The 20229-nt window shown below is 73.8% G+C and carries 7 protein-coding genes and 1 pseudogene; 5 read left to right on the top strand and 3 right to left on the bottom strand.

Going from position 1 to position 20229, the window contains the following annotated elements; genetic code table 11:
- Positions 1–424 precede the first annotated feature (424 nt).
- Positions 425–2968, top strand: coding sequence for an EAL domain-containing protein (locus FRANEAN1_RS04875; protein WP_041253701.1), 2544 nt, complete (start codon positions 425–427; stop codon positions 2966–2968).
- Entirely contained in the window at positions 2959–3921 is a 963-nt protein-coding gene (gene aat / locus FRANEAN1_RS04870; RefSeq protein WP_020458634.1) for a leucyl/phenylalanyl-tRNA--protein transferase, read from the top strand. The genes FRANEAN1_RS04875 and aat overlap by 10 nt, the downstream gene beginning before the upstream one ends.
- A 43-nt stretch (positions 3922–3964) precedes the next feature.
- On the opposite strand, the gene FRANEAN1_RS04865 is transcribed toward aat, so the two are convergent.
- Positions 3965–4702, bottom strand: a complete 738-nt coding sequence (locus FRANEAN1_RS04865; RefSeq protein WP_020458633.1) for a class I SAM-dependent methyltransferase — start codon at positions 4700–4702, stop codon at positions 3965–3967.
- A gap of 483 nt (positions 4703–5185) precedes the next feature.
- Between FRANEAN1_RS04865 and FRANEAN1_RS04860 the strand changes: the two genes are divergently transcribed.
- Entirely contained in the window at positions 5186–6718 is a 1533-nt protein-coding gene (locus FRANEAN1_RS04860) for a pyridoxal phosphate-dependent aminotransferase family protein (protein WP_347176986.1), read from the top strand.
- 102 nt (positions 6719–6820) lie between these two features.
- On the opposite strand, the gene FRANEAN1_RS04855 is transcribed toward FRANEAN1_RS04860, so the two are convergent.
- Entirely contained in the window at positions 6821–10291 is a 3471-nt protein-coding gene (locus tag FRANEAN1_RS04855; RefSeq protein WP_020458631.1) for a UvrD-helicase domain-containing protein, read from the bottom strand.
- Positions 10292–10663: 372 nt separating this feature from the next.
- Between FRANEAN1_RS04855 and FRANEAN1_RS36825 the strand changes: the two genes are divergently transcribed.
- Positions 10664–18499, top strand: coding sequence for an AAA domain-containing protein (locus FRANEAN1_RS36825; protein WP_049795581.1), 7836 nt, complete (start codon positions 10664–10666; stop codon positions 18497–18499).
- 323 nt (positions 18500–18822) lie between these two features.
- On the opposite strand, the pseudogene FRANEAN1_RS43020 reads toward FRANEAN1_RS36825, so the two are convergent.
- Positions 18823–18994 (bottom strand): annotated as a pseudogene (locus FRANEAN1_RS43020) (transposase); the annotation flags it as partial.
- 188 nt (positions 18995–19182) lie between these two features.
- Here FRANEAN1_RS43020 and FRANEAN1_RS04840 point away from each other — a divergent pair.
- A complete protein-coding gene (locus FRANEAN1_RS04840) occupies positions 19183–20178 on the top strand; it encodes an MHYT domain-containing protein (RefSeq protein WP_020458627.1) in 996 nt (331 codons plus the stop codon).
- The last annotated feature ends 51 nt before the right edge of the window (positions 20179–20229 follow it).

The raw sequence follows: 20229 nt of genomic DNA, 5'->3' as shown, positions 1-20229 counted from the left end.
GGCGGGGTGCCCGGAACCGCCGTAGCCTTTTCTTTCGGGCGGATCGTTCCGACGGCGCGCCTGGGGGTGCCACGGCCCGCGCCCCGGCGCCCCGCGGTGCCGGCGGCCCACCCGCCGCGGGTGCGATCCCCCTACGACCGGGCCGAGACCGGCCTGGGTGTGCCGTGCACGCCCGCGCGCCGGCCGCGCCCATCGAGAGCGGTCCGGCCGCCGAGACCGGCCCAGTCATGTCGGTCACAGCGCCGCTTCCGCGATGCCCGCCCGGGCGCGAGCGCGAGCGTCAGTGCGCCGTCAGCCGGGCCAGGGCGCCAAGGTGGGGAGGAGACCTCTCCTGTACTCGACGCCACCTGGTCCAGCCGCCCGTCACCACCGTGCGCGGCGGGCCGGTTCCCGGCCGGCCGGCCCGGATCCGGCGAGGTGACGCTTGACGATCTCGCCGCCGGCGCCACGCAGGTTCCGCCTGATCCGCCTGGCGCAGATGCTGCTGCTGCTCGCGGCCGTGCTGTTCGTGGCAGTCACGATCACCGGGACGCGGGGAAGTGAACCCGCCGTCGTCGCGCTGCGGTCCTTCGTCACGCTCGTCTCGGGGCTGCTGTGCATCCTGCGTGCCGTCCTGCTGCGCGGTGAGCGGCTGCCCTGGGCGTTGTTCGGCGCGGGGATCATCAGCTACGGCGCGGCCAGCGTCTACTTCAGTCTCGCGGTCAGCGGCCCGGCCGAGGGGGCGGCGGTCGAGGTGTCGGCGGCGGACGTCGGCTGGCTGCTTTTCTATCCGGCCTGTTACGTGGCCGTCATCCTGCTGCTGCGCCAGCGGGTGCTGCGGTTCCACGCGAGCGTGTGGCTCGACGCGCTGGTCGGTGTGCTCGGGGTGGCCGCGCTCAGCAGCGGCATCGGCGCGCGCCTCACCACGGACGGCCCCGCGGACATCTCCTCCATCGTGGTCGGCCTGGTGTACCCGCTCGCCGACCTGCTCCTCGTCCTGCTGGTGGTGACGGTCTTCGGGCTGCTGCGCTGGCATCCCGGCCGGGTGTGGTGGCTGCTCGGCGGCGGGCTCGTCGGCTTCGCCCTCGCCGACTCGTGCGTGTTCGTGCTGATGGCGGACGGCGACTACGCGCCGGGCGGCCTGCTGGACATCGTCTGGGTGCTCTCCCTGTTGGCCCCGGCGTTCGCCGCCTGGCAGCGCCAGCCCTGGCGGAAGCCCGCGCGGATGTCCGGCTGGAGCGTGATCGCGGTACCGCTGGTGCTGACCGTCCTCGCGCTGGCGCTGCTGGTCATCGGGTCCATGATGGATCTTCCGCTGCTCACCGTGGCGCTCGCGGCGGCGACGGTCCTCACCGCGCTGGCCCGGGCGGCGATGACCTTCGTCGAGGTCCAGCAGCTCGCCGAGAGCAAGGTGCTCGCCCGCACCGACGACCTCACCGGCCTGACGAACCGGCGCGGGTTCATCGAGCGCCTGTCCACGCTCGAGGGGAACATCCCCGACGGGGACTCGTTCGCGCTGCTCCTACTCGACCTCGACCGGTTCAAGGAGATCAACGACTCGCTGGGCCACCATGTGGGCGACGCGCTGCTCGTCGAGGTCGGGTCCCGCATCGCGGGGGCGCTGCGGCCCGGCGACCTGCACGCCCGGCTCGGCGGGGACGAGTTCGCCGTCCTGCTGGAGCACGCCGACGCCGACACCGCCCGGCGGGTGGCCGACCGCGTCCTGGTGGCGCTGTCCGGCGCCTTCGAGGTCGGCGGGATGACCCTGCACGTCGGCGCGAGCATCGGCGCGGCGCTCTACCCGGACCACGCCGCCGACGCACAGACCCTGCTGCAGCGGGCCGACGTCGCCATGTACGGCGCGAAGTCCGGCCGGACCGGGGTGGAGTACTACCGCCCTGGCGCCGAGGTGAACACGCTGCTGCGGCTGGACATGATCGAGTCGCTGCGCGCCGCGCTGGGCACCGGTCAGCTCGAGGTCCACTACCAGATCAAGGTCGAGCTCGACTCGGGCAGGTCGCACGGCGTCGAGGCCCTCGTGCGGTGGCGTCATCCCACCCGCGGCCTGCTGACGCCCGAGTCGTTCGTGCCGCTGGCCGAGCAGGCCGGCCTGATGCGGATGCTCACGATCGAGGTGCTCGAGACCTCGCTCGCCCAGTGCCGGCGGTGGCGCGAGGCCGGCCTGGAGGTCGCCGTCGCGGTGAACCTCTCCGCCTCCGACCTGCTCGACCGCGCGTTCCCCGACCAGGTGCGCGGGCTGCTCGCCCAGTACGGGCTGCTGCCGTCCGCGCTCGAGCTGGAGATCACCGAGACGACGCTGATGCTGGACCGGGTACGCACCGCGGCGGTGCTCGGCGAGCTGCGCGAGCTCGGCGTGCAGATCGCCGTCGACGACTACGGCACGGGCTACTCCTCGCTGGCGTACCTCCAGGAGCTTCCGGTAGACATGCTGAAAATGGACAAGTCGTTCGTGACGAGGCTCGAGGACGGATCCGGGCTGCGCCGCGCGAAGGCGGAGGCGATCGTCCGGTCGACGGTCGGACTCGCGCACGCGCTGGGCCTGCGGATCGTGGTCGAGGGCGTGGAGAGCGCGAGCGCGCTCGACAAGTTGCGGAACTACGGCTGCGACGTCGCCCAGGGCTACTTCCTGGGGCGCCCGCGGCCCGCGGACGAGGTCACGGCGATGTTGTCGTCACCGGTCGTCCGGGCGGCGGTCGACGCGGCCGCCGCCGAGGCGACGACTGAGGCCACGACGACAGCGCAGGCGGCGGCGGAGGTGGCGGCGGAGGTGGTCGATGTGTCCTCGGCGGAGGCTGCGGGCGAGGCGGTCGCGGTGGCCCAGGCTGAAGCCCTTGCCCAGGCCGAGGCGGTCGCACAGGCGGAGGCTGCGGCCACGGCGGAGGCCGCGGCCAGGATCGCGGCCGAGATCGACGATCACGATGACGGCGGCACCGGCGCGCGAACCCCCGCGGGCCAGCTGTGGGGCTGACCCCGCCGCTACCCGAACCCTCCCGGTCGGGCTGGGATCATCCCCTGCTCGAGCCATACCTGGAGCGGGCGGCCGCCTACGGACCGGTGGCGGCGGGCGGGGGGCTCACCCCCCCGGCGCTGATCGGCGCCTACCGCCGCGGGGCCTTCCCCTGGCCAGCGGACGACCTCGCCGAGGCGGCCGAGCTGCGCGGAGCACTGCGTGCGGCGGCCGCGCGCGGCGTCATCCCGCTCATCGGCCACGTGCCCGAACGCACCGCCGGTGCGGCTGGTGCGGCCGCCGCCGGCGCGGCTGGCGCCGCCGGTGACGGCCCGGGTGACGACGTGGACCCGCCCTGGTGGTGCCCGGACCCGCGGACCGTCCTCGCGCCGGGCGAGATGCGGATCCGGCGCTCACTCATCATCCGGATGCGCAACAGCACCTGGACCAGCACGCTCAACGAGTGCTTCGTGGACGTCGTCCGGGCCTGCCGCCGCGACGGGCCGCACCAGTGGATCACCGAGCAGCTGATAGAGGGCTACGCCAGGCTCCACGCCCTCGGCTGGGCACACAGCGTCGAGATCTGGGAGGGCGACGCGCTCGTCGGCGGGATGTACGGCGTCCAGGTCGGACGGGTCTTCATGGGCGAGTCCATGTTCCACCGGGCCTCGGACGCCTCGAAGGTCGCGCTGGTCGACTTCCTCGACCGTTTCGGCCGGGCCGGCGGCGCGCTGCTGGACGTCCAGCTGACGACGGCGCACCTGACGACACTCGGGGCCCGGGAGGTGCCGCGCGCGGAGTTCCTCGCGACGCTGCGGGCCGTCCGGGACGACGAGGCGCGGATGGTCTGCGACCGGCTGCCCGTCTCCCGCCTGGCACCGCCGCGCAAGCCGGGCCCCGCCGAGACCCGCCCCCCGAGACGCCCACCGGCGCCGCCCGGGGAGCCCGCCGACCCGGGCCGGGCCGCGCGGTGACGGCCGGGCCCGGAGGTCGGGGCTCTGGCAGGGCGCTAAAACACTAGATCTTGCGCAGGAGCATGGCGAGGTTCCAGGTGACAACCTCACGAGCGCCGGGGACGCGCAGGATGGCCTTCGCCCAGTCCGGCAGGTAGCGCGGCATCGCGTCGACGACGACCACGTCGGAGCGCTGGCGGGCCCAGGCGAGGGTGCCGGCGACGGACACCGGGAACAGCGTCTGGCCGAACCGGTTCTTCGGCGGGCGGCCCTGCCGCTTCTCGAAGCGGTCGGCGGCGCGGTCACCACCGAGGTAGTGCCACGGCGCCGTCTCGTGCCCGCCCCACGGCGAGAGCCAGTTCGTGTAGCTGAGGAAGATCAGCCCGCCGGGGCGGGTCACCCGCACCAGCTCCGAGCACATCCGCCACGGGTCGGGTACGTGCTCAAGCACGTTCGAGCTGTAGCAGAGGTCGATCGAGTCGCTCCGGAACGGCAGCTCGAGCGCGCTCCCGCGGATCCGGCCGGGCACATCGAGACCACCGGCCTCCATCTCGGAGACGTCGGGCTCGACCCAGTAGTACCTGGCGCCCGCGTCGAGGAACGCGGACCGGAAGTAACCGGGGCCGCCGCCGACATCCAGCACCAGCTGGCCGGACAGCGTCGTGTACCGGCGGAGCTGGCGGACGGAGTCGGCCGCGATGAGCGAGTAGAAACCGGCCGGGTCGACCGGCTCCTTGCGGTGCGCGCGGAACAGCGTGACCGACCGGGAGAGACCGAAGCCGGAGTACGGCAGGTCGCGCACGGCGGGCCGGTCCCCCGACGCCCGCCTGCTGGACGTCGGCACGCTCGACGTCGACGTGTTCGGAGCTGGCGTGCTCGAAGCCGGCGCACTCGACGTCGGGCGGCTCGAGGCGGACGCGGTCTCGGACATGCCGGGGACGATAACACTGTGCCCCCACAGGGTTGTCCGCCCGTGGCGGCGCCCGGCACAGCCGGCCCCCGATCAGAGCAGCCGGCCCACCGGCCTCGCCCGGTCGGCCGGCGCAGAGCGAGGGAATCTCCGCCATCGGTGGAAAAAGCCCCTTCTCCGAGCTAATGTGCAGACATAGATCTTCGCCGTGCGCCACGATCTTCACAATACGATTCACGGCGCACCGGGCGGCACTCCGTCGTTTCTTTCGTTTCCCGTGACCCGGAGAGAATATTTCCGGCGATCCTGAAAGGCCGGTGACGGCGATGGCGCCGATGCCCGCATGCCCGACCTGCGACCGGAAGTAGGAAGCCGGTGTCGCAGACCTCGGAATCCCTGCCCCCGTCCAGCGAACCGGTCCGCAGGCCAATGATCGATTTCCCGGCACCACCCACCACAGTCCAGACGGCATCTGTAACAACACCGCTCTCCCCGCAACAGATCTCCCCGCAACAGATCTCCCCGCACCTGGCCGACCCCGCGGCGCCGGCCGACCCCGCGGCGCCGGCCGCCCGCGAGGCGCCGCCCGGGCCCGCACCCGGGGCCGGAGCCGGAACCCCCAGTCACACCGGGACTCCCCCGGCCGGGCGCCCGCAGGCCCACGCCGGCGCAGGCATCCGCCACGTCCTGGCCCGGCCCTACGGCGTCATGGCGGAGATGGACCACATGCGCCGCCAGTCGCCGTTCTACGACTCGCGGGTGGACGAGATCGACGGCCGGCGCATTCGCATCGGCGACCGTTGGCTGATCGATTTCGCGTCCTGCAACTATCTCGGATTCGATCTCGACCGCGAGATCATCGAATCCGTCCCGGAGTATCTGGATCTTTGGGGAACCCACCCGAGCTGGTCACGCATCATCGCTAATCCACGACTGTTCGTGGAGATCGAGGAGACGCTGGCGGACCTTCTCGGCGCGCCGGACACGCTGTTACTCCCGACCATCAGCCATATCCACCTGTCGGTGCTGCCCGCACTCGTCGGCCAGGGCACCCTGTTCGTCGAGCTGCATGCGCACAGCTCGGTGCATGACGGCGCCACGATGGCGCTGGGCCGCGGCGCCACCGTCCGGCGCTTCCGGGAGGACCGGCTCGATCGGCTGGAACGCCGGCTGCGGGCATGTACCGCCTATCCCCGGGTCGTCGCGATCGACGGGGTGAACAGCATGACGGGCAACGGCCCGCCGCTGGCAGAGCTGCTCGAGCTGGTCCGGGCGTACGAGGCCGTCCTGTACGTCGACGACGCCCACGGTTTCGGGGTCATCGGCGAGCGCGCGCCGGACGAGCCCACCCCGTACGGCCTGCGCGGCAACGGGATCGTGCGGCACCTGGGGCAGAGCTACGACGACCTGATCCTGGTCGGCGGGTTCTCGAAGTCCTACTCCTCGCTGCTCGCGTTCGCGACGTGCCCGACCGAGCTCAAGGACTTCCTGAAGACGATGGCCAACCCGTACATCTTCTCCGGCCCGCCCCCGGTCGCCTCGCTGGCGACCGCGCAGGTCGGGCTGCGGGTGAACGCCGAGCGGGGCGAGCGGGCGCGGGTGGCCCTGTACGGCCTCACCGCCCGCCTGTTGGCGGGGATCCGCGCGCTCGGGCTGACCACGCTGAACACCTCCGGCTACCCGATCATCGAGATCCCGCTGACCGACCCGGCGCGGGCCGACGCGCTCGGCGCTTTCCTCTACGAGCGCGGGATCTACGTGACGGTGGCGCCGTTCCCGCTGGTGCCCCGGGAGCAGGTCGGGGTGCGGATCCAGGTGACCGCGGCCAACACCGACGCCGAGATCGACACCCTCCTGGACGTCCTCGACGCGGCGGCGCGGCGCTTCCCCCTCGCCCGGATCGGCTGACCGCCCGGGCGCGGCTGGCCCGACGGATACGCCCCGGGCCAGCCGCGTCCGTCACGTCAGGCGCGGCTGGCCCGGCCGTCAAATCGGGCAGCCGCCGCGCCGTCAAATCAGGCGGAGCTGGCGGCCGGCTGACCGACGGCGTGCGGCGGCGGCTGTGCCCTGCGCGGCGCGCGTGCGCTTGTCGAGATGACGTCCGTCGATGGCGGAGAGGAACGCCGACGGGCCGGTGTCGGCCAGGTCGCCGCCGCGCCGGCGCCGGGCGGCATGGGTGAGGACGAGCTGGCGGCGGGCCCGGGTCATCCCGACGAAGAGCAGCCGCCGTTCCTCCGCCTCGGCGTCGGCCGACGGGCTCGACCCACCCCAGCGCAGCGGCAGCAGGCCGTCCTCGCAGCCGACGATGATGACGAGGCCGAACTCCAGCCCCTTGGACGCGTGCAGCGTGAGCAGGGAGATGCGGTCCGCCCGCGGGTCGAGCCCGTCCACCTCCGTCGCCAGGGTCACCGAGGTGAGGAACGCGCCTAGATCGTCCCCGGCGACCGCGGCCGCCGGGGCGAGCAGCTCCGCGGCGCGCCGGATCTCCGCCTCGCTCGGCAGCCGTCCCGCCGGGACCCCGCCGGGCTGAGCGACACCGGGCGCGAGGGCGGCAGCGGTGCCGAGCTCGGTGCCGGCGGCCACGGCGAGGTCGGTGAGCCGCGCGGCCGCGTCCCGCAGCAGCGCGGTGACCGTACGGGGCGCGGGGTCACGGCGATCGCGCAGCAGGGCGAGCACCGCGGCGACGGCCGGGACGTCCGCGAGCGGGGTGTGGGCATGCTGGCGGAACGGGAACCCGCGGCGCACCAGCGCGTCCATCACCGGCTCGGCCTGGCGCGCCGTCCGGTAGAGCACCGCGATGTCGGCGAACGACAGCCGGCCCCGCTCCGAGCCGTCCACGCCCGAGTCGAGGGAGTGGAACGAGGTGCCGCCGAGGGCCTCCTCGATCAGGTCGGCCACGGCGATGGCCTCCTCGGCCTCGCTCGCGCACTGCCGGACGACGACGGGGCCGTCCTCATCCAGGCCGGTCACCGCGCGCAGCTCGCGGCCGGGCACGAAGGTGGTGGGCGCGATGGCGTCCAGCGCGGCGCCGACGATGGTGGGCGTCGAGCGGTAGTTGCGGGTGAGCGAGACCCGCCGGGCGCCGGGACGGTCCTGCTCGAAGCGCAGGAAGAAGCCGACCTCGGCGCCGCGGAAGCTGTAGATCGCCTGGTCGGGGTCGCCGATCGCGCACAGGTCGGCCGCGGGCGGGCAGAGCTCGCGCAGCAGGCCGTACTGCACCTCGTCGATGTCCTGGAACTCGTCGACCCAGACGTGCCGCCAGCGCCGCTGGTACTCGGCCGCCAGGTCCGGGTTCGACCGCAGCAGCCCCAACGGCAGCGTGAGCAGGTCGTCGAGGTCGACCATGTTGCGATCACGCAGTGCGGCGTCGTAGCGGGCGAGCACCCCGGCGAGCGCGTGGTCCCGGTAGGTGCGCCCCAGGGCGCGCTGCCGCTTGAGCTCGGCCAGCTCCGCCGCGGCACGGCGCCGCGCCTCGGGACCGTCGGTCCCGTGCATCGCCTCGTCGATCAGCTCCCCGCGGATGGCGTCGTCGGCCACCTGCACCCGTGGCGCCCGCGCGAGCGCCACATGCTGCTCCCGGATGATCAGCAGGCCGAGGCCGTGGAACGTCGTCGCCAGCGCGCCGGCACCGGGCCTCCCCGTGTCTCCTGGTGCCTCGTCCACGGGCGCACCGCTCGTGGACGCCGCATCTGTGGGCGTGCCGTCCGCGGGTGTGCTCTCAGCGCGCGTCCCGGCCGGGCCTGGCGCAAGCAGAACGTCGAGCCGTTCTCGCAGCTCGCCGGCAGCGCGGCGGGTGAACGTGACCGCCAGGCACTGCTCGGCGGGCACGCCGAGCTCACGGACCCGGTGCGCGATGGCGTGCACGAGCGTGCGGGTCTTCCCGGTGCCGGGGCCGGCGAGGACCAGCAGCGGCCCGCCGACGTGCTCGGCCGCGCGCCGCTGGTCGGGATCAAGTCCGTCGAGCACCGACGGCGGGCCGCTGCGCTCCACCGCGTCATCGCCCGGGAACAGGTCACCGGCTTCGGTGATCTTGGCGGCGTCGGTAGCTCCGGCAGCTCCGGCGACCTCGGGGACCTCGGGGACCTCGGGGACCTCGGCTGCTTCGGCGGCGCCGGGTGCGAGCGCGGTGCCGCCCCGGCCGGCGCCGCGGCCCCGGCGGATGCCGGCCTGCGGCGCCGTCGCGAGGCCGGGGGTACCGAGGTCGAACAGCGTGCCCGCGTCGGCGGTGAGCTCGTCGGGCTGGAAGAGCCGGATGACGCCGTACTCGCCGTCGAAGCCGGCCTGGCGGATCACCTCGCCCCGGCGCAGCCGTCCGATGCCCTCGACCAGCGTCGGCGAGCCCACCTCCGCGATCGCGTCCAGCGGGACGTCCGAGAGGATGCCGAGCTCGGGGCCGAGCCGGGAGACGAGGGTGCTGACCTGCGTCGCCACCGACTTGCTCTTCGGCCCGACCCCGAGGATCTCGCCGACGATCTCGGGCAGGGCCACCAGCGACGTGACGTCACCTGCCGTGTCGGGTCGGTGCACTTCCGTGCGGTCGGCGAGCGTGTCCACCCGGTTGAGTACGCCTACCGTGAGCGGACGCCCGCACTCGGGGCAGATGCCGCCGACCGCGCGGGTCTGCTCCGGCGTCAGCGCCACCCCGCACTTGCGGTGGCCGTCGTGGTGGTACTTCCCCTCCTCGGGGAAGAACTCGACGGTGCCACCGAACCCGTCGCCGGTGCGCAGCGCACTGAGGATCGAGAAGTAGTCGGGCTCGCAGGTGAAGGCGGTGGCCTCCCGCCCGAGCATCGGCGGGGAGTGCGCGTCGGAGTTGCTGACCAGCCGGTAGCGGTCCAGCCCGGAGATCCGCCAGAACATCTCCGGGTCCGCCGACAGGCCTGTCTCCAGCGCGAAGACGTGCTCGGCGAGGTCGGCGTAGCAGTCCTCGACGGCGTCGAACCCGGATTTTGAGCCCAACACGGCGAACCAGGGCGTCCACACGTGCGCGGGGATCAGGTAACAGCCCTCGCCGGCACCGAGCGTGATCTCGAGCAGGTCACGGGAGTCCAGGCCGAGGATCGGCCGTCCGTCTGCGGAGAGATTGCCGATTCGGGCCAGTGCGGACGTGATCCGACCGGCCGATTCGCGATCGGGCGCGTAGAGGAGGTGATGAACCTTCCTTGTACGGTCGCCTCGCTTGTAGATGGTGGAGATCTCCGTAGAGATCATGAATCGGGTCGCGGTGCGGCACGACGCGGGCAGCGTCGCGAGCACGTCACGCTCCAGGTCGGGACGCAGCCGGAACAGTCCCGGCTCCGCCGGCACCAGCTTGGTCGCGAGCTCCTGCGACCAGGCCGGATGGGTGAAGTCGCCGGTCCCGACGACGCGGATGCCTTTTCGGGCCGCCCACCACGCCAGATGCTCCAGGTCGCAGTCGCGGCTACAGGCCCGCGAGTACCTGGAGTGCACGTGGGTGTCGGCAAAGAACCGTGACCTCACGGATGCGTATGTTGTCGCATCCGGGCCGCGGGGCCGGTCACGGCACGCCGGAGAGCACGCCGGATCCCACGAACAAGCGGCCCGGGCGGGGCGCGTCGGGCCGGGCTGCCCCGGTTCCGGGGGCCATCGCCCCGGATCGCCACACCCCCTGGGCCAACTGTGCATGCGGATGAGCACCGATATCCGCGGGTCGCGACCGCGTCGTCCGCATTCGTCCGGGAGGCTTGCACGAGTTCCGGTACCGGGCGTACCGGTCCTGGAACGCACGAGACGGGACATCCGCGATGTCCTGTCGCGAGTTCCGACGCCGGCACTCGCCGGCCGGAATCGGGGAGAGATATGACGACGGACTCGGGAACAGCGGATTCGGGAGTGGCGGACGCGAGGCAGGCGGACACGCGGCACTCGGACGCCCGGCACGTGGACGCGCGGCACTCGGAGACCCGAGCCGTGGACACCCGGAGCATGACCACGGACGGCGGCATGACCCGCGCGGCCCGGGCCGCGGCCCGGAGCACCGCCCGCGCCGCTGCCGCCGTTGCGGACGCGGCCGCGGCCGGCACCCGCGGCACAGCGGCCAGCGACGCCACCGGCGGTGGCCTGGCCGCGAGTGATCCGAACGCCGGCGCGCCCACGGGCCCGGGGGCACCCACCGACGCGGACGCAGCAGCCGAGGCGGTCAGCGCCGCCGCCGAGGCGGAGGCCAGGGCAACCGCCGCCGCGGACGCCGAGCAGCGCGCCACCACCCTGCGCGAGCGGAACGCGGCGTTGAGCGACCGCTGCCACCGGCTCGTCCGGTTCCTGCACGAGGTGGCCGTCTCCCAGTCCGAACAGGTCGTCGACGTCGACGACAACCCGCTGGTGATCTGGCTCGCCGACCTCCCCGCCGGCCTGTCCCTGTTCGAGCACGCGGGCGCCGGTGAGGTGCTCCTCGAGGCACCCGCCGCGGCGCTGCTGCCGCCGGCCCCACCGCTGCCCGAGATCCTGCGCGGACGGGTGCGGCTGCCGGTGCGTGGCGGCGACCTCGCCGCGGGCCTGCCCAACCCGGGAATCGTCCTGCACGGCCCGGTGCCACCCGCCGACATCGATCTGACCGCCACGCCGGTACTCGTCTACGCCCCCCCGCCCCGCCCGACTCCGGCGCCCGCCAAGCCCGCACCCCCGCCTCTCGCCCTACCACCGCAGCCGCAGCAGCCACCGGCACCGGACGGATCAGCCGGCGCCGGCAGCGACGGCGCGCAGGCGCCGGCCACCGAGCCGGCCGACGGCGGTGCGGGTAACAGCGAACCGCGCGGTGCCACCGAGACGAGCGGTGCCACCGAGACGAGCGGGAAGGCCCCCGGCGACGGGCCGCCCGCGAACAGCCCGACCCGCAACGGAGCCGGCACCAGCAACGGCGTCGTCGTGCCAGGCACGACAGACGGTGGCAGCCCCAACGGCACCAGCCCCAACGGGATCAGATCGAACGGCGCCAGCCCCAAGGGGCCCGGCTTCAACGGCATCAAGTTCACCGGAATCAGCCCGAACGTCATCAGCTCCAACGGGTCTGGTCACAACGGGTCTGGTCACAACGAGGTCGGCCCGAACGGCGCCAGCCCCGAGGGGACCGGGCACACCGCCGCCCCGGGCGAGCCCGGCCACGGCGAGCCGCGGACCGGGACGGGCCCCGGCGAGGCCGGCAGCGACGAAACCGACGGTGAGGGAACCGACGGCCAGCCGACCGGCGGCGAGGCCGGCGACTCCGGGGCTGCCAGCGCCGAGGACAGCATCGCCGAGGACGGCATCGAGGACGAGGCCGAGCAGGTACCCGCCGACGTCCAGGCCGCCTTCACAGAGTGGGCGCGGGCCTGGCACGTGTGGAGTGCCCGGGCCCGGGCCGACGCCGACCGGCGTCACCTGCACACCACGCTGTACGGGGTGGCGCAGCGGCTGGCCCAGGAGGGCGACACCCTGGAGCTGGTGCTCGCCACCGGCCTGCTCACCTGGTGGCTGCCGCGCCCGGTCCGCCGGCACCTGCTGGTCACCCGGCTGGTGGTCGAGGTCGACCCGATGACGTCCGCCGTCCGGCTGCGGGTGCCGGGAGGCACGTCCACCCGGCTCGAGGACAGCGCGTTCCTCGACGGCGTCCCCGCGTTCCGGCCCGAGCGGACCAACGCGTTGCACGAGCGCCTGCGCTCCCGGGACGCCGCCCCGCTGGGCGCCGACGACGAGCGCCTGCTGCGGGACTGGCTCACCCTCGCCGTCGACGGGACGACCGCCGGCTACCGTCCGGGCTGGCCGCCGCCTGGCCCGGCCGGGCCGAGCGCCGCCGTAACGCTCGCGCCGGCGCTCGTCCTACGCTCGCGCGGGCACGCCGCGCTGCTCAACTACTACGAGCAGATGCTGGACGCGCTGCGCGGCGACGGCCGTCCGCCGCTGGGCCTGGCCCAGCTCGTCGAGACCCTGGACACCTCCGAACGGCTGGCGTGGCTCGCCACCCGCGACGGCCCCGACCCCGACCCGGGCGCCGGACCGGGCCCGCGCGCGATCACCGCGGCCCCGGGTGAGCGTGGCGCCGGGCGGCACCGCGAACCGGCGGAGTCCGGACGTCCCGCGGAGGCCGAGGAGTGGCTCTCGCCGCTGCCGATCAGCCCTGAGCAGGCGCGGGTCATGCGGCGGCTGCGCATGGACAACGGCGTCGTCGTGGAGGGCCCGCCGGGCACCGGCAAGACGCACACCATCGCGAACCTGATCAGCGCGCTGCTGGCCGAGGGCCGCCGGGTCCTGGTGACCAGTCAGAAGGGCCAGGCCCTGCGGGTACTGCAGGAGAAGCTCCCGCCCGAGCTGCGCCGGCTGTGCGTCTCGCTCACCGACAGCACCGAGAGCGGCGCGGGCGAGCTCGCCACCAGCGTGAGCGCGCTGGCCGCGCAGAAGGCCGTCTACGACGCCGGGTCGCAGGACGAGCGGATCCGGACGGCGCGCTCACGCCGGGATTCCGCTGTCGCGGAACGCGACCGGATCTCGACCGCGGTCGCGGCCCGGCGAGCGGCGGAGTGGCGCCGCCACGGCACCTACGAGGTCGGGCCGGGCTGGTCGGGCACCCGGGCGGAGATCGCCGCCCGGCTGCGGGACGAGGCCGCCGAGCACGGCTGGATCCCGGTGCCCGTGCCGGGGCCGGAGGGCGGCGGCTGGCCGCGTCCACCGATCACCGACGCGGAGGCCGCCGAGCTCTGGCAGCTGCTGACCACGCCGGACGCCACCCCACCCGGCCGCGCCGCCGCCGACGCGGCGTCCTCCCGGCAGGGCGGGTTCGCCGGGTTCGGCGACACGTCCGCCGCGCCGCCCACCTCGCCGCTCGCGCTCGGCCCGGCGGCGCGCCTGACCCCGCCGGGCCAGCGCACCCCGCCCGGCCAGACCGTGCAACCCGGCCAGACCGAACAGTCCAACCGGGCCACGCAGTCCGGTGAGACCGCACGGCCCAGGCGGACCGGACAGCCCGGTGAGACCGCCCGGCCAGGCCAGGCCGTCGACGGCACCTCGGAGACTGCGGGCGGGCCCGGCGCGCCCAACGGGTCGGCTACTGCGGGTGACGAATCCACGCCGGCCGAGGAGCCGACGCCGGCGGACGGCTCACGGCCAGCGAACGGCTCAGGAAGGGCAGACCGCTCGGGACAGGCGGAGGGCTTCGGACCGGCCGGCGGATCGACCGGGCTACTCGGATCCGGCGGCGGGCCTTCGGACCCGCCGACCGTGCCCTCCCCGATCACCTCCGCGCTGGCGCTGTCCGCCCTGCGCGAGCAGCGGGCGTTCGGCCTCCCGCCGGAGCTCGGCGAGCTGCCCACCCGCTCCGAACTGTCCGTCCTCGCGCACATCGAGCGGGTCGCGCTGACAGCCGCGAAGGCCGCTGAGGACGCCCTGAGCCGGCAGGCCGTGCTCATGGCGCCCGTGATCGCCGACGCGCTCGCCCGGGCCGGCGACGAGGCGGCGGAACGGATGGCGGCCGGCGCCGACGACGTGCGGCGTGCCCTCGATGCCGTCGGCCGGCGGGCCGTCCGCCAGCAGTGGGTCGCCGACGCCCTCGCCGACGCCTTCGCCGGGCGGGCCGCCGTCCTGTGGACGAAGGTCGCTGCCGCGGCACCCGCGATCGCGGAGGCCAGCCAGGCGGTGGTCGAGCTCGGCCTGCACCGGGTCGAGCTCCCCACCGGCGGCGAGGGTCGGGGCAGCGACCTGACCGGGCTGCTGTCGTCCGCGCTGGCGCTGCGCGAGCACATGGAGGCCGGCGGCTCGCTGCGCCGACTGTTCCGGTCAAAGGCGCAGAAGGACGCCGGTCTGCTCCTTGACGGCACCACCGTCGACGGCGTCACGCCCCGCTCCCCCGAGCTGCTCGATCTGGCCCTGTGCCGGCTGCGGGCCGAGGTGGCCCTCGAGGCCGCCACCCGGGCGTGGTCGCTGCTGGGCGTCGCCCCCGATCCCGCCGTCGAGCTGGAGGTGCGCCTGGCCCGGCTCACCGAGGCCCAGGACGCCGCACGGGCCATCGACGTCGCCGTCGCCGCACGCGACCGGCTCGCGGCGCTGCTCGACGCGCTCGGCGTGGAGACGATCACGCTCGACTCGCCCACGTCCTGCGCGGACGTCGGCGCCGCCGTGAACGCCCATCGGCTGCGGCAGTCCGCCACGGTCGCCGGCACCCAGCTGCGGGACCTCACCGCCGACCTCGTCGCGGCGGCCGGCCAGCCCGACGCCGTCCCGGAGCTGGCACTGCTCGCGATCGCGGTCGAGGCGCGCGACCCCGCCGAGTACGTGGCGGCCCTGGAGGCAACGGCGGGCGCGCTCAACGGCCGCGCGCGGGCCCGCCGTCGCGCCGAGCTGCTCGGACGTCTCCGGGAGGCACATCCCCTGCTCGCCGACCTGCTCGCGCTGGGCAACCTCACCGCGGGAAACCCGAACCCGGAATGGGGCGGTCACGGCTCCGCGGCGGGCGGCGCAGGCGGCTGGAACAGCCCGAACGGATTCACCGCGGGCCCCTTCTCGGCAGGCGGTTTCGCGGCGAACGGATTCGGCGGGGGCGGATTCGGCATGACCGGGGTCGGCCTCAACGGCGTCGGGCCGGAGCGGATGGAGTCGTTCGGCCGGGCCTGGTCGCACGCCGTCGCCGCGACCTGGCTGGCCCGCGTCCGCGCCGTCGACCAGACCGACCTCGACGCCGACCTGGACGCCGCCGACGAGCTGGTCGCCTCCGCCACCGCCGAGCTGGCCGGCGCCCTGGCCTGGAAGCACTGCCTGGAGCGGATGGGCACCGAGCAGTCCGCCGCCCTGCGCGCCTACGCCGACGCCATGGCCGCCGGCGGCCGGTTCACCGGACGCCACGCCGAGCGCTACCGGCAGGCGGCCCGGGAGGCCATGCGCATCGCGCAGACCGCCGTCCCGGCCTGGGTGATGCCGATCAGCGAGGTCCTGTCGACCATCCCCGCGGTACGCGACAGCTTCGACGTCGTCATCGTGGACGAAGGCAGTCAGGCCGGCCTGGACAGCCTCTTCCTGCTGTGGCTGGCCCCCCGGGTGATCGTCGTCGGGGACGACCGGCAGTGCACCCCGCCGGACGCATCCGTCGAGGAGCTCGAACCCGTCTTCACCAGGCTCGACACCCTCCTGCCGGACGTCCCGAGCTGGCTTCGGGTGGGCTTCACGCCGCGGTCCAGCCTGTTCTCGCTGCTGCGGACCCGGTTCGGGGACGTCGTCCGGCTGCGCGAGCACTTCCGGTGCATGCCGGAGATCATCGAGTGGTCGTCGGCGATGTTCTACCGGGACGCCCCGCTCGTCCCGCTGCGGCAGTTCGGCGCGGACCGCCTCGCCCCGCTGCGCGCGCAGTTCGTGCCGCACGCCTACACCACCTCGACCCCCGCCGGCCCGCGCAACCCGATCGAGGCCGAGGCGCTGGTCACCCAGGTGCTCAACTGCGCCGAGGACCCGCGCTACCGGGGGCTGAGCTTCGGCATCGTCGTGCTGCAGGGCACCGCGCAGGCGGAGCTGATCCGCTCGGAGCTGTCCGCCCGGATGTCCGCGGCCGAGCAGCTGCGGCGCCACCTGCGGGTGGGCTCGCCTCCGGACTTCCAGGGTGACGAGCGGGACGTGGTCTTCCTGTCCCTGGTAATCGCGCCGGGCACGTCCACGACCTCGCTGACCCGGCTTGAATACCAGCGCAGGTTCAACGTCGCCGCGTCCCGGGCCCGGGACCAGGTCTGGCTGTTCCACTCGGTCTCCACCGCCGACCTGGACCCGGGCGACCTGCGGCACAGCTACCTCAGCTACGTCCTCGCGCACTCGGTGTCGGCGCCGATGGCGGTCATGGCGATCCCGCTCTCGCCGTCCGAGGTGAGCCCGGTGCTGCCGCACCCCAGGTTCGACTCGCTCTTCGAGCAGCGGGTATTCCTGGCGCTGAGCTCACGCGGATACCACGTAACCCCGCAGGTCGAGATCAACGGCCGGCGGTTCGACCTCGTGGTCTCCGGCGGCCGCGCCCGGCTCGCCGTCGAATGCGACGGTGACGCCACCCGATCCACCGAGGACGTCGAGCGGGACCTGACCCGCGAGCGCGAGCTGCGCCGGGTCGGCTGGCGCATCTGGCGGGTCCGCCGCTCGGAGTTCGAGATCGACCCGGAGGCGGCGCTCGCCCCGCTGTGGCCCCGGCTCGCCGCGGCCGGCATCGCCCCCACCGTCCCGGTTGCCCTCGCGCCGCCGGCCTCCGATCACCCGGACCCGGCGATGCTGGTGACCCAGCTCCTCGCGGCCCCCGCCTACGCGAGCCCCGTACCGCCGCCTGCGCCCGCGACCGCGCCGGCGCCGGTACCGCCGTCGGCGTCCGTACCGCCGTCGCCCTCGGCGCCTGCCGGCCCGGCCGCGTTCGGTCCCGGCTCGGGGCCAACCCCCCGGAGCGACCCCTCAGCGACGGGGTTCCACGACTACGTACGCTCGACCGCCACACCGGCGGAGCCGTCGGGCCTGGACGCGGGCAGGTCCGGCACCGCCCAGACGGGCGGGGGCCCGGGCGCGGGCACCGGCACCGCAGGTCTGGGCGACGCGAGCATCGGCACCACTGGCCCTGGAGCAGGGGGCACCGGCAACACGGATCTCGGCAAAACGGATCTCGGCAACACGGGCCTCAGCAACACGGGCTTCGGCGACGCGGGCCTCAGCGTCATCGGGCTGGGCGTCGTGGGCCGGGGAGCCTCCGGCTCCGGACTTGCGGGCCCGGGCATCACGGGCGACGGGCCCACCGGCCCGGACCGTCACCCCGGGGCCGCAGGAGCCTTCCGGGACCCGCGGACCGCCTCGGCGCCGCCGAGCACCGCGGCCCCGGCCCTGCCTGGCATGACCAGCCCACCTAGCGCGACCAGAGCATCAGGTCCGAGCGGGACACCCGGCTCGGGCCAGGCCGCCGATGCGGCAGCCTCGGAACCACAGGCCCCCGGCTCGCAGTCGGCCGGCGGCCCGACCCCGGGCAACCAGGCCCCGGACACCCCGCCGGCGAACATGGCCACACCGGGCTCGGCGGCCGCGGGATGGCCCACCTCCGGCGGGTCACCGACCGGCTGGGCATCTGTCGGGACCGCTCCGAACGGGTTCCCGGGCGTCCCGCACATCTACCCGGGACCGGACTCCTGGCCGGGCGTCTCGCTCTCGCCCAATGCGCCGTCGCTGCCTGGCGGTGCCGCCTCCCCCGACAGGAGGACTCCGGCGAGCTCGCCCCAGGCCGGTGGATCGGCGCACTCCAGCACACCGGCGCCCCTCGACGATCTGACGCGCATCGACTGGACGGCGGCTCCCGGCGGATCGGCACCGCCCGACGGGATGCCATCCCCCAGCGGAACCACACCGCCCAGCGGCAGCATGCCCCACGGCGGGACCCACACACCCGGCGGAACCACACCGCCCAGCGAGAGCACACCGCCCGGCGGCACCACGGCGTCCGGCGGGACAGGCCACCTCGGTGGGCCGGCGGCGCCCCGGCCGTTCGGCGAACCACCGGCCCACGGCACGGCGGCCGGAGCATTCGGGCCAGCCACCCCGGGCGGGGCGGCCAGCCTCCCGAACGTCCCGCCGAACGGAACCATGGCGGGCTCGTTCCCCCGGGTCGGCGGCGTGCCCTCCGTCCACTCCGACCCCGACGAACGCCGCCAGCGCTGGCGCCCCATCCCCCTCTCCGACCAAGAAGGCCTAGACGACGCCTAACTAACCCACCCCCGATAAATGTGTGGCGGGTGAACGAGCCCATAGACTCGTTCACCCGCCACACTTGTGACTGGATCATTTAATTTCCAGCTCGGGCGAGGTTCAGAAAGCCGGGGGTTTTGTCTCCGGGGGCCCGTGGATGGGTGGTCGGTGTTTTCACGGTGGAGCAGACCGCAGAGCATGACCCAGATCCTTTGAGCGCAGGCCCCTCGCCTGCGTTGTCGCCGACTCGTCCGTGAGGCGTTGGCGCCCGCAGGCCTCGCTGACGGCGAGAGCGGCGACCACCGCGGCGAGTGCCTGGACGACTCGGGTGTGTCACACGGGGTGCCGGGGGTGATCAGCCGGTGCTCGCGTAGCGCCCTGGGCAGGAGCCGGATCAGTGCGGCGAGGATCGCCCGGTCCGCCCACTCGATGTTCCTGGACGCCGACGAACGGCCGAGGAGGGCAAGCCAGCCACACCCGAACGAAGATCAGATACAGCAGGCGCACGGACACAGTGGACCCACCATGCCGCCGACCCCGTACCGGCGCATCACACCAGGTCACGGCGCCGATGGCCCAGCCCTGGCACTCCACACGCGAGTGGCCTGTCGGTTACAACCCGACTAAACCGACAGGGCGGACGTTTAGGACTTAGGTGGACGTTGTAGGACTTAAAGGGGGGCCGACGACAAGGTCAGGACGTGGGAAACAACATGAGCTTCGCCGCTCCACTACAGAACGTGACCGTTGAGTATCTCGCCGCCGACCACGCCGACCACGCCCACCTTCATGCTTCCTACAACTTGTACTTCGTCGCGCTCTCCTACGGCTTGGCGGCGCTCGGCTCCTTCGCCGCGCTGGCCAGCGCGTCCCGGATTCGGGAACACGTCGGGTTCAGGCGGCTCGGCTGGTCAGCGGTGACCGCGCTGGCGCTCGGCGGCGGCGGCATCTGGTCGATGCATTTCGTCGGAATGGTGGCCTACCACATCGGGACGATGGTCACCTTCGACATGAAAGTCACCACGCTCTCGCTACTCATCGCCGTGGCCGTCTCCGGAGTCGGAATCTGGGTCGTCGCCAGCGATCCCTTCAACGCCGGCCGGCTTATCGGCGGCGGGACCTTCGCCGGGTTGGGAATCGCGGCGATGCACTACACCGGGATGGCGGCGATGCGGACCTCGGGGACGATCAGCTACCGACCCGGGCTCGTGCTGCTGTCCATCGCTATCGCCGTGGTCGCGGCCGTCGCCGCCTTCGGGATCGCCTTCCGCGTCGGCGGCACCGGGCGCGTACTCGGCGCGTCGTTCGTCATGGCCGCCGCGGTCTGCGGGATGCACTACACGGCGATGGCGGCGACCCGCGTGACACCCGACCCAACGCTGAGCCGGCCGACCGGCTTCGACCCGTTCGCGCTCGGCATCGTCTCCGCGTTCGGGTCCGTCATCGTCATGATGTTCATCATCGTCCACGCGCTCGGCGGCGTCAGTGACCCCGAGTTCAACGTCCGGAAGATCATGAGCGACAGGCTTCCTGAGGGGTCCGGGCCGGACGCGACACCCGGCGTCCAGACCGGGACCACTGGCGTCCCACATTGGTGGTCTTCTCGGCACACTGAGCGTGGACAGGCGGTCGCAGACGACGCGCGATCTGGCCGGGAGGTAGTGGACCCGCAGGCTGCCTGGGTGCGTGGAAGGTAGGAGCGCCCGGTTCGAGCCCACAAAGTGGGGCGAACAAGAGACCGGCCTGAG

Source organism: Parafrankia sp. EAN1pec (assembly GCF_000018005.1).
Taxonomy (GTDB): domain Bacteria; phylum Actinomycetota; class Actinomycetes; order Frankiales; family Frankiaceae; genus Parafrankia; species Parafrankia soli.
This window is presented reverse-complemented; position numbering and strand designations above follow the sequence as displayed.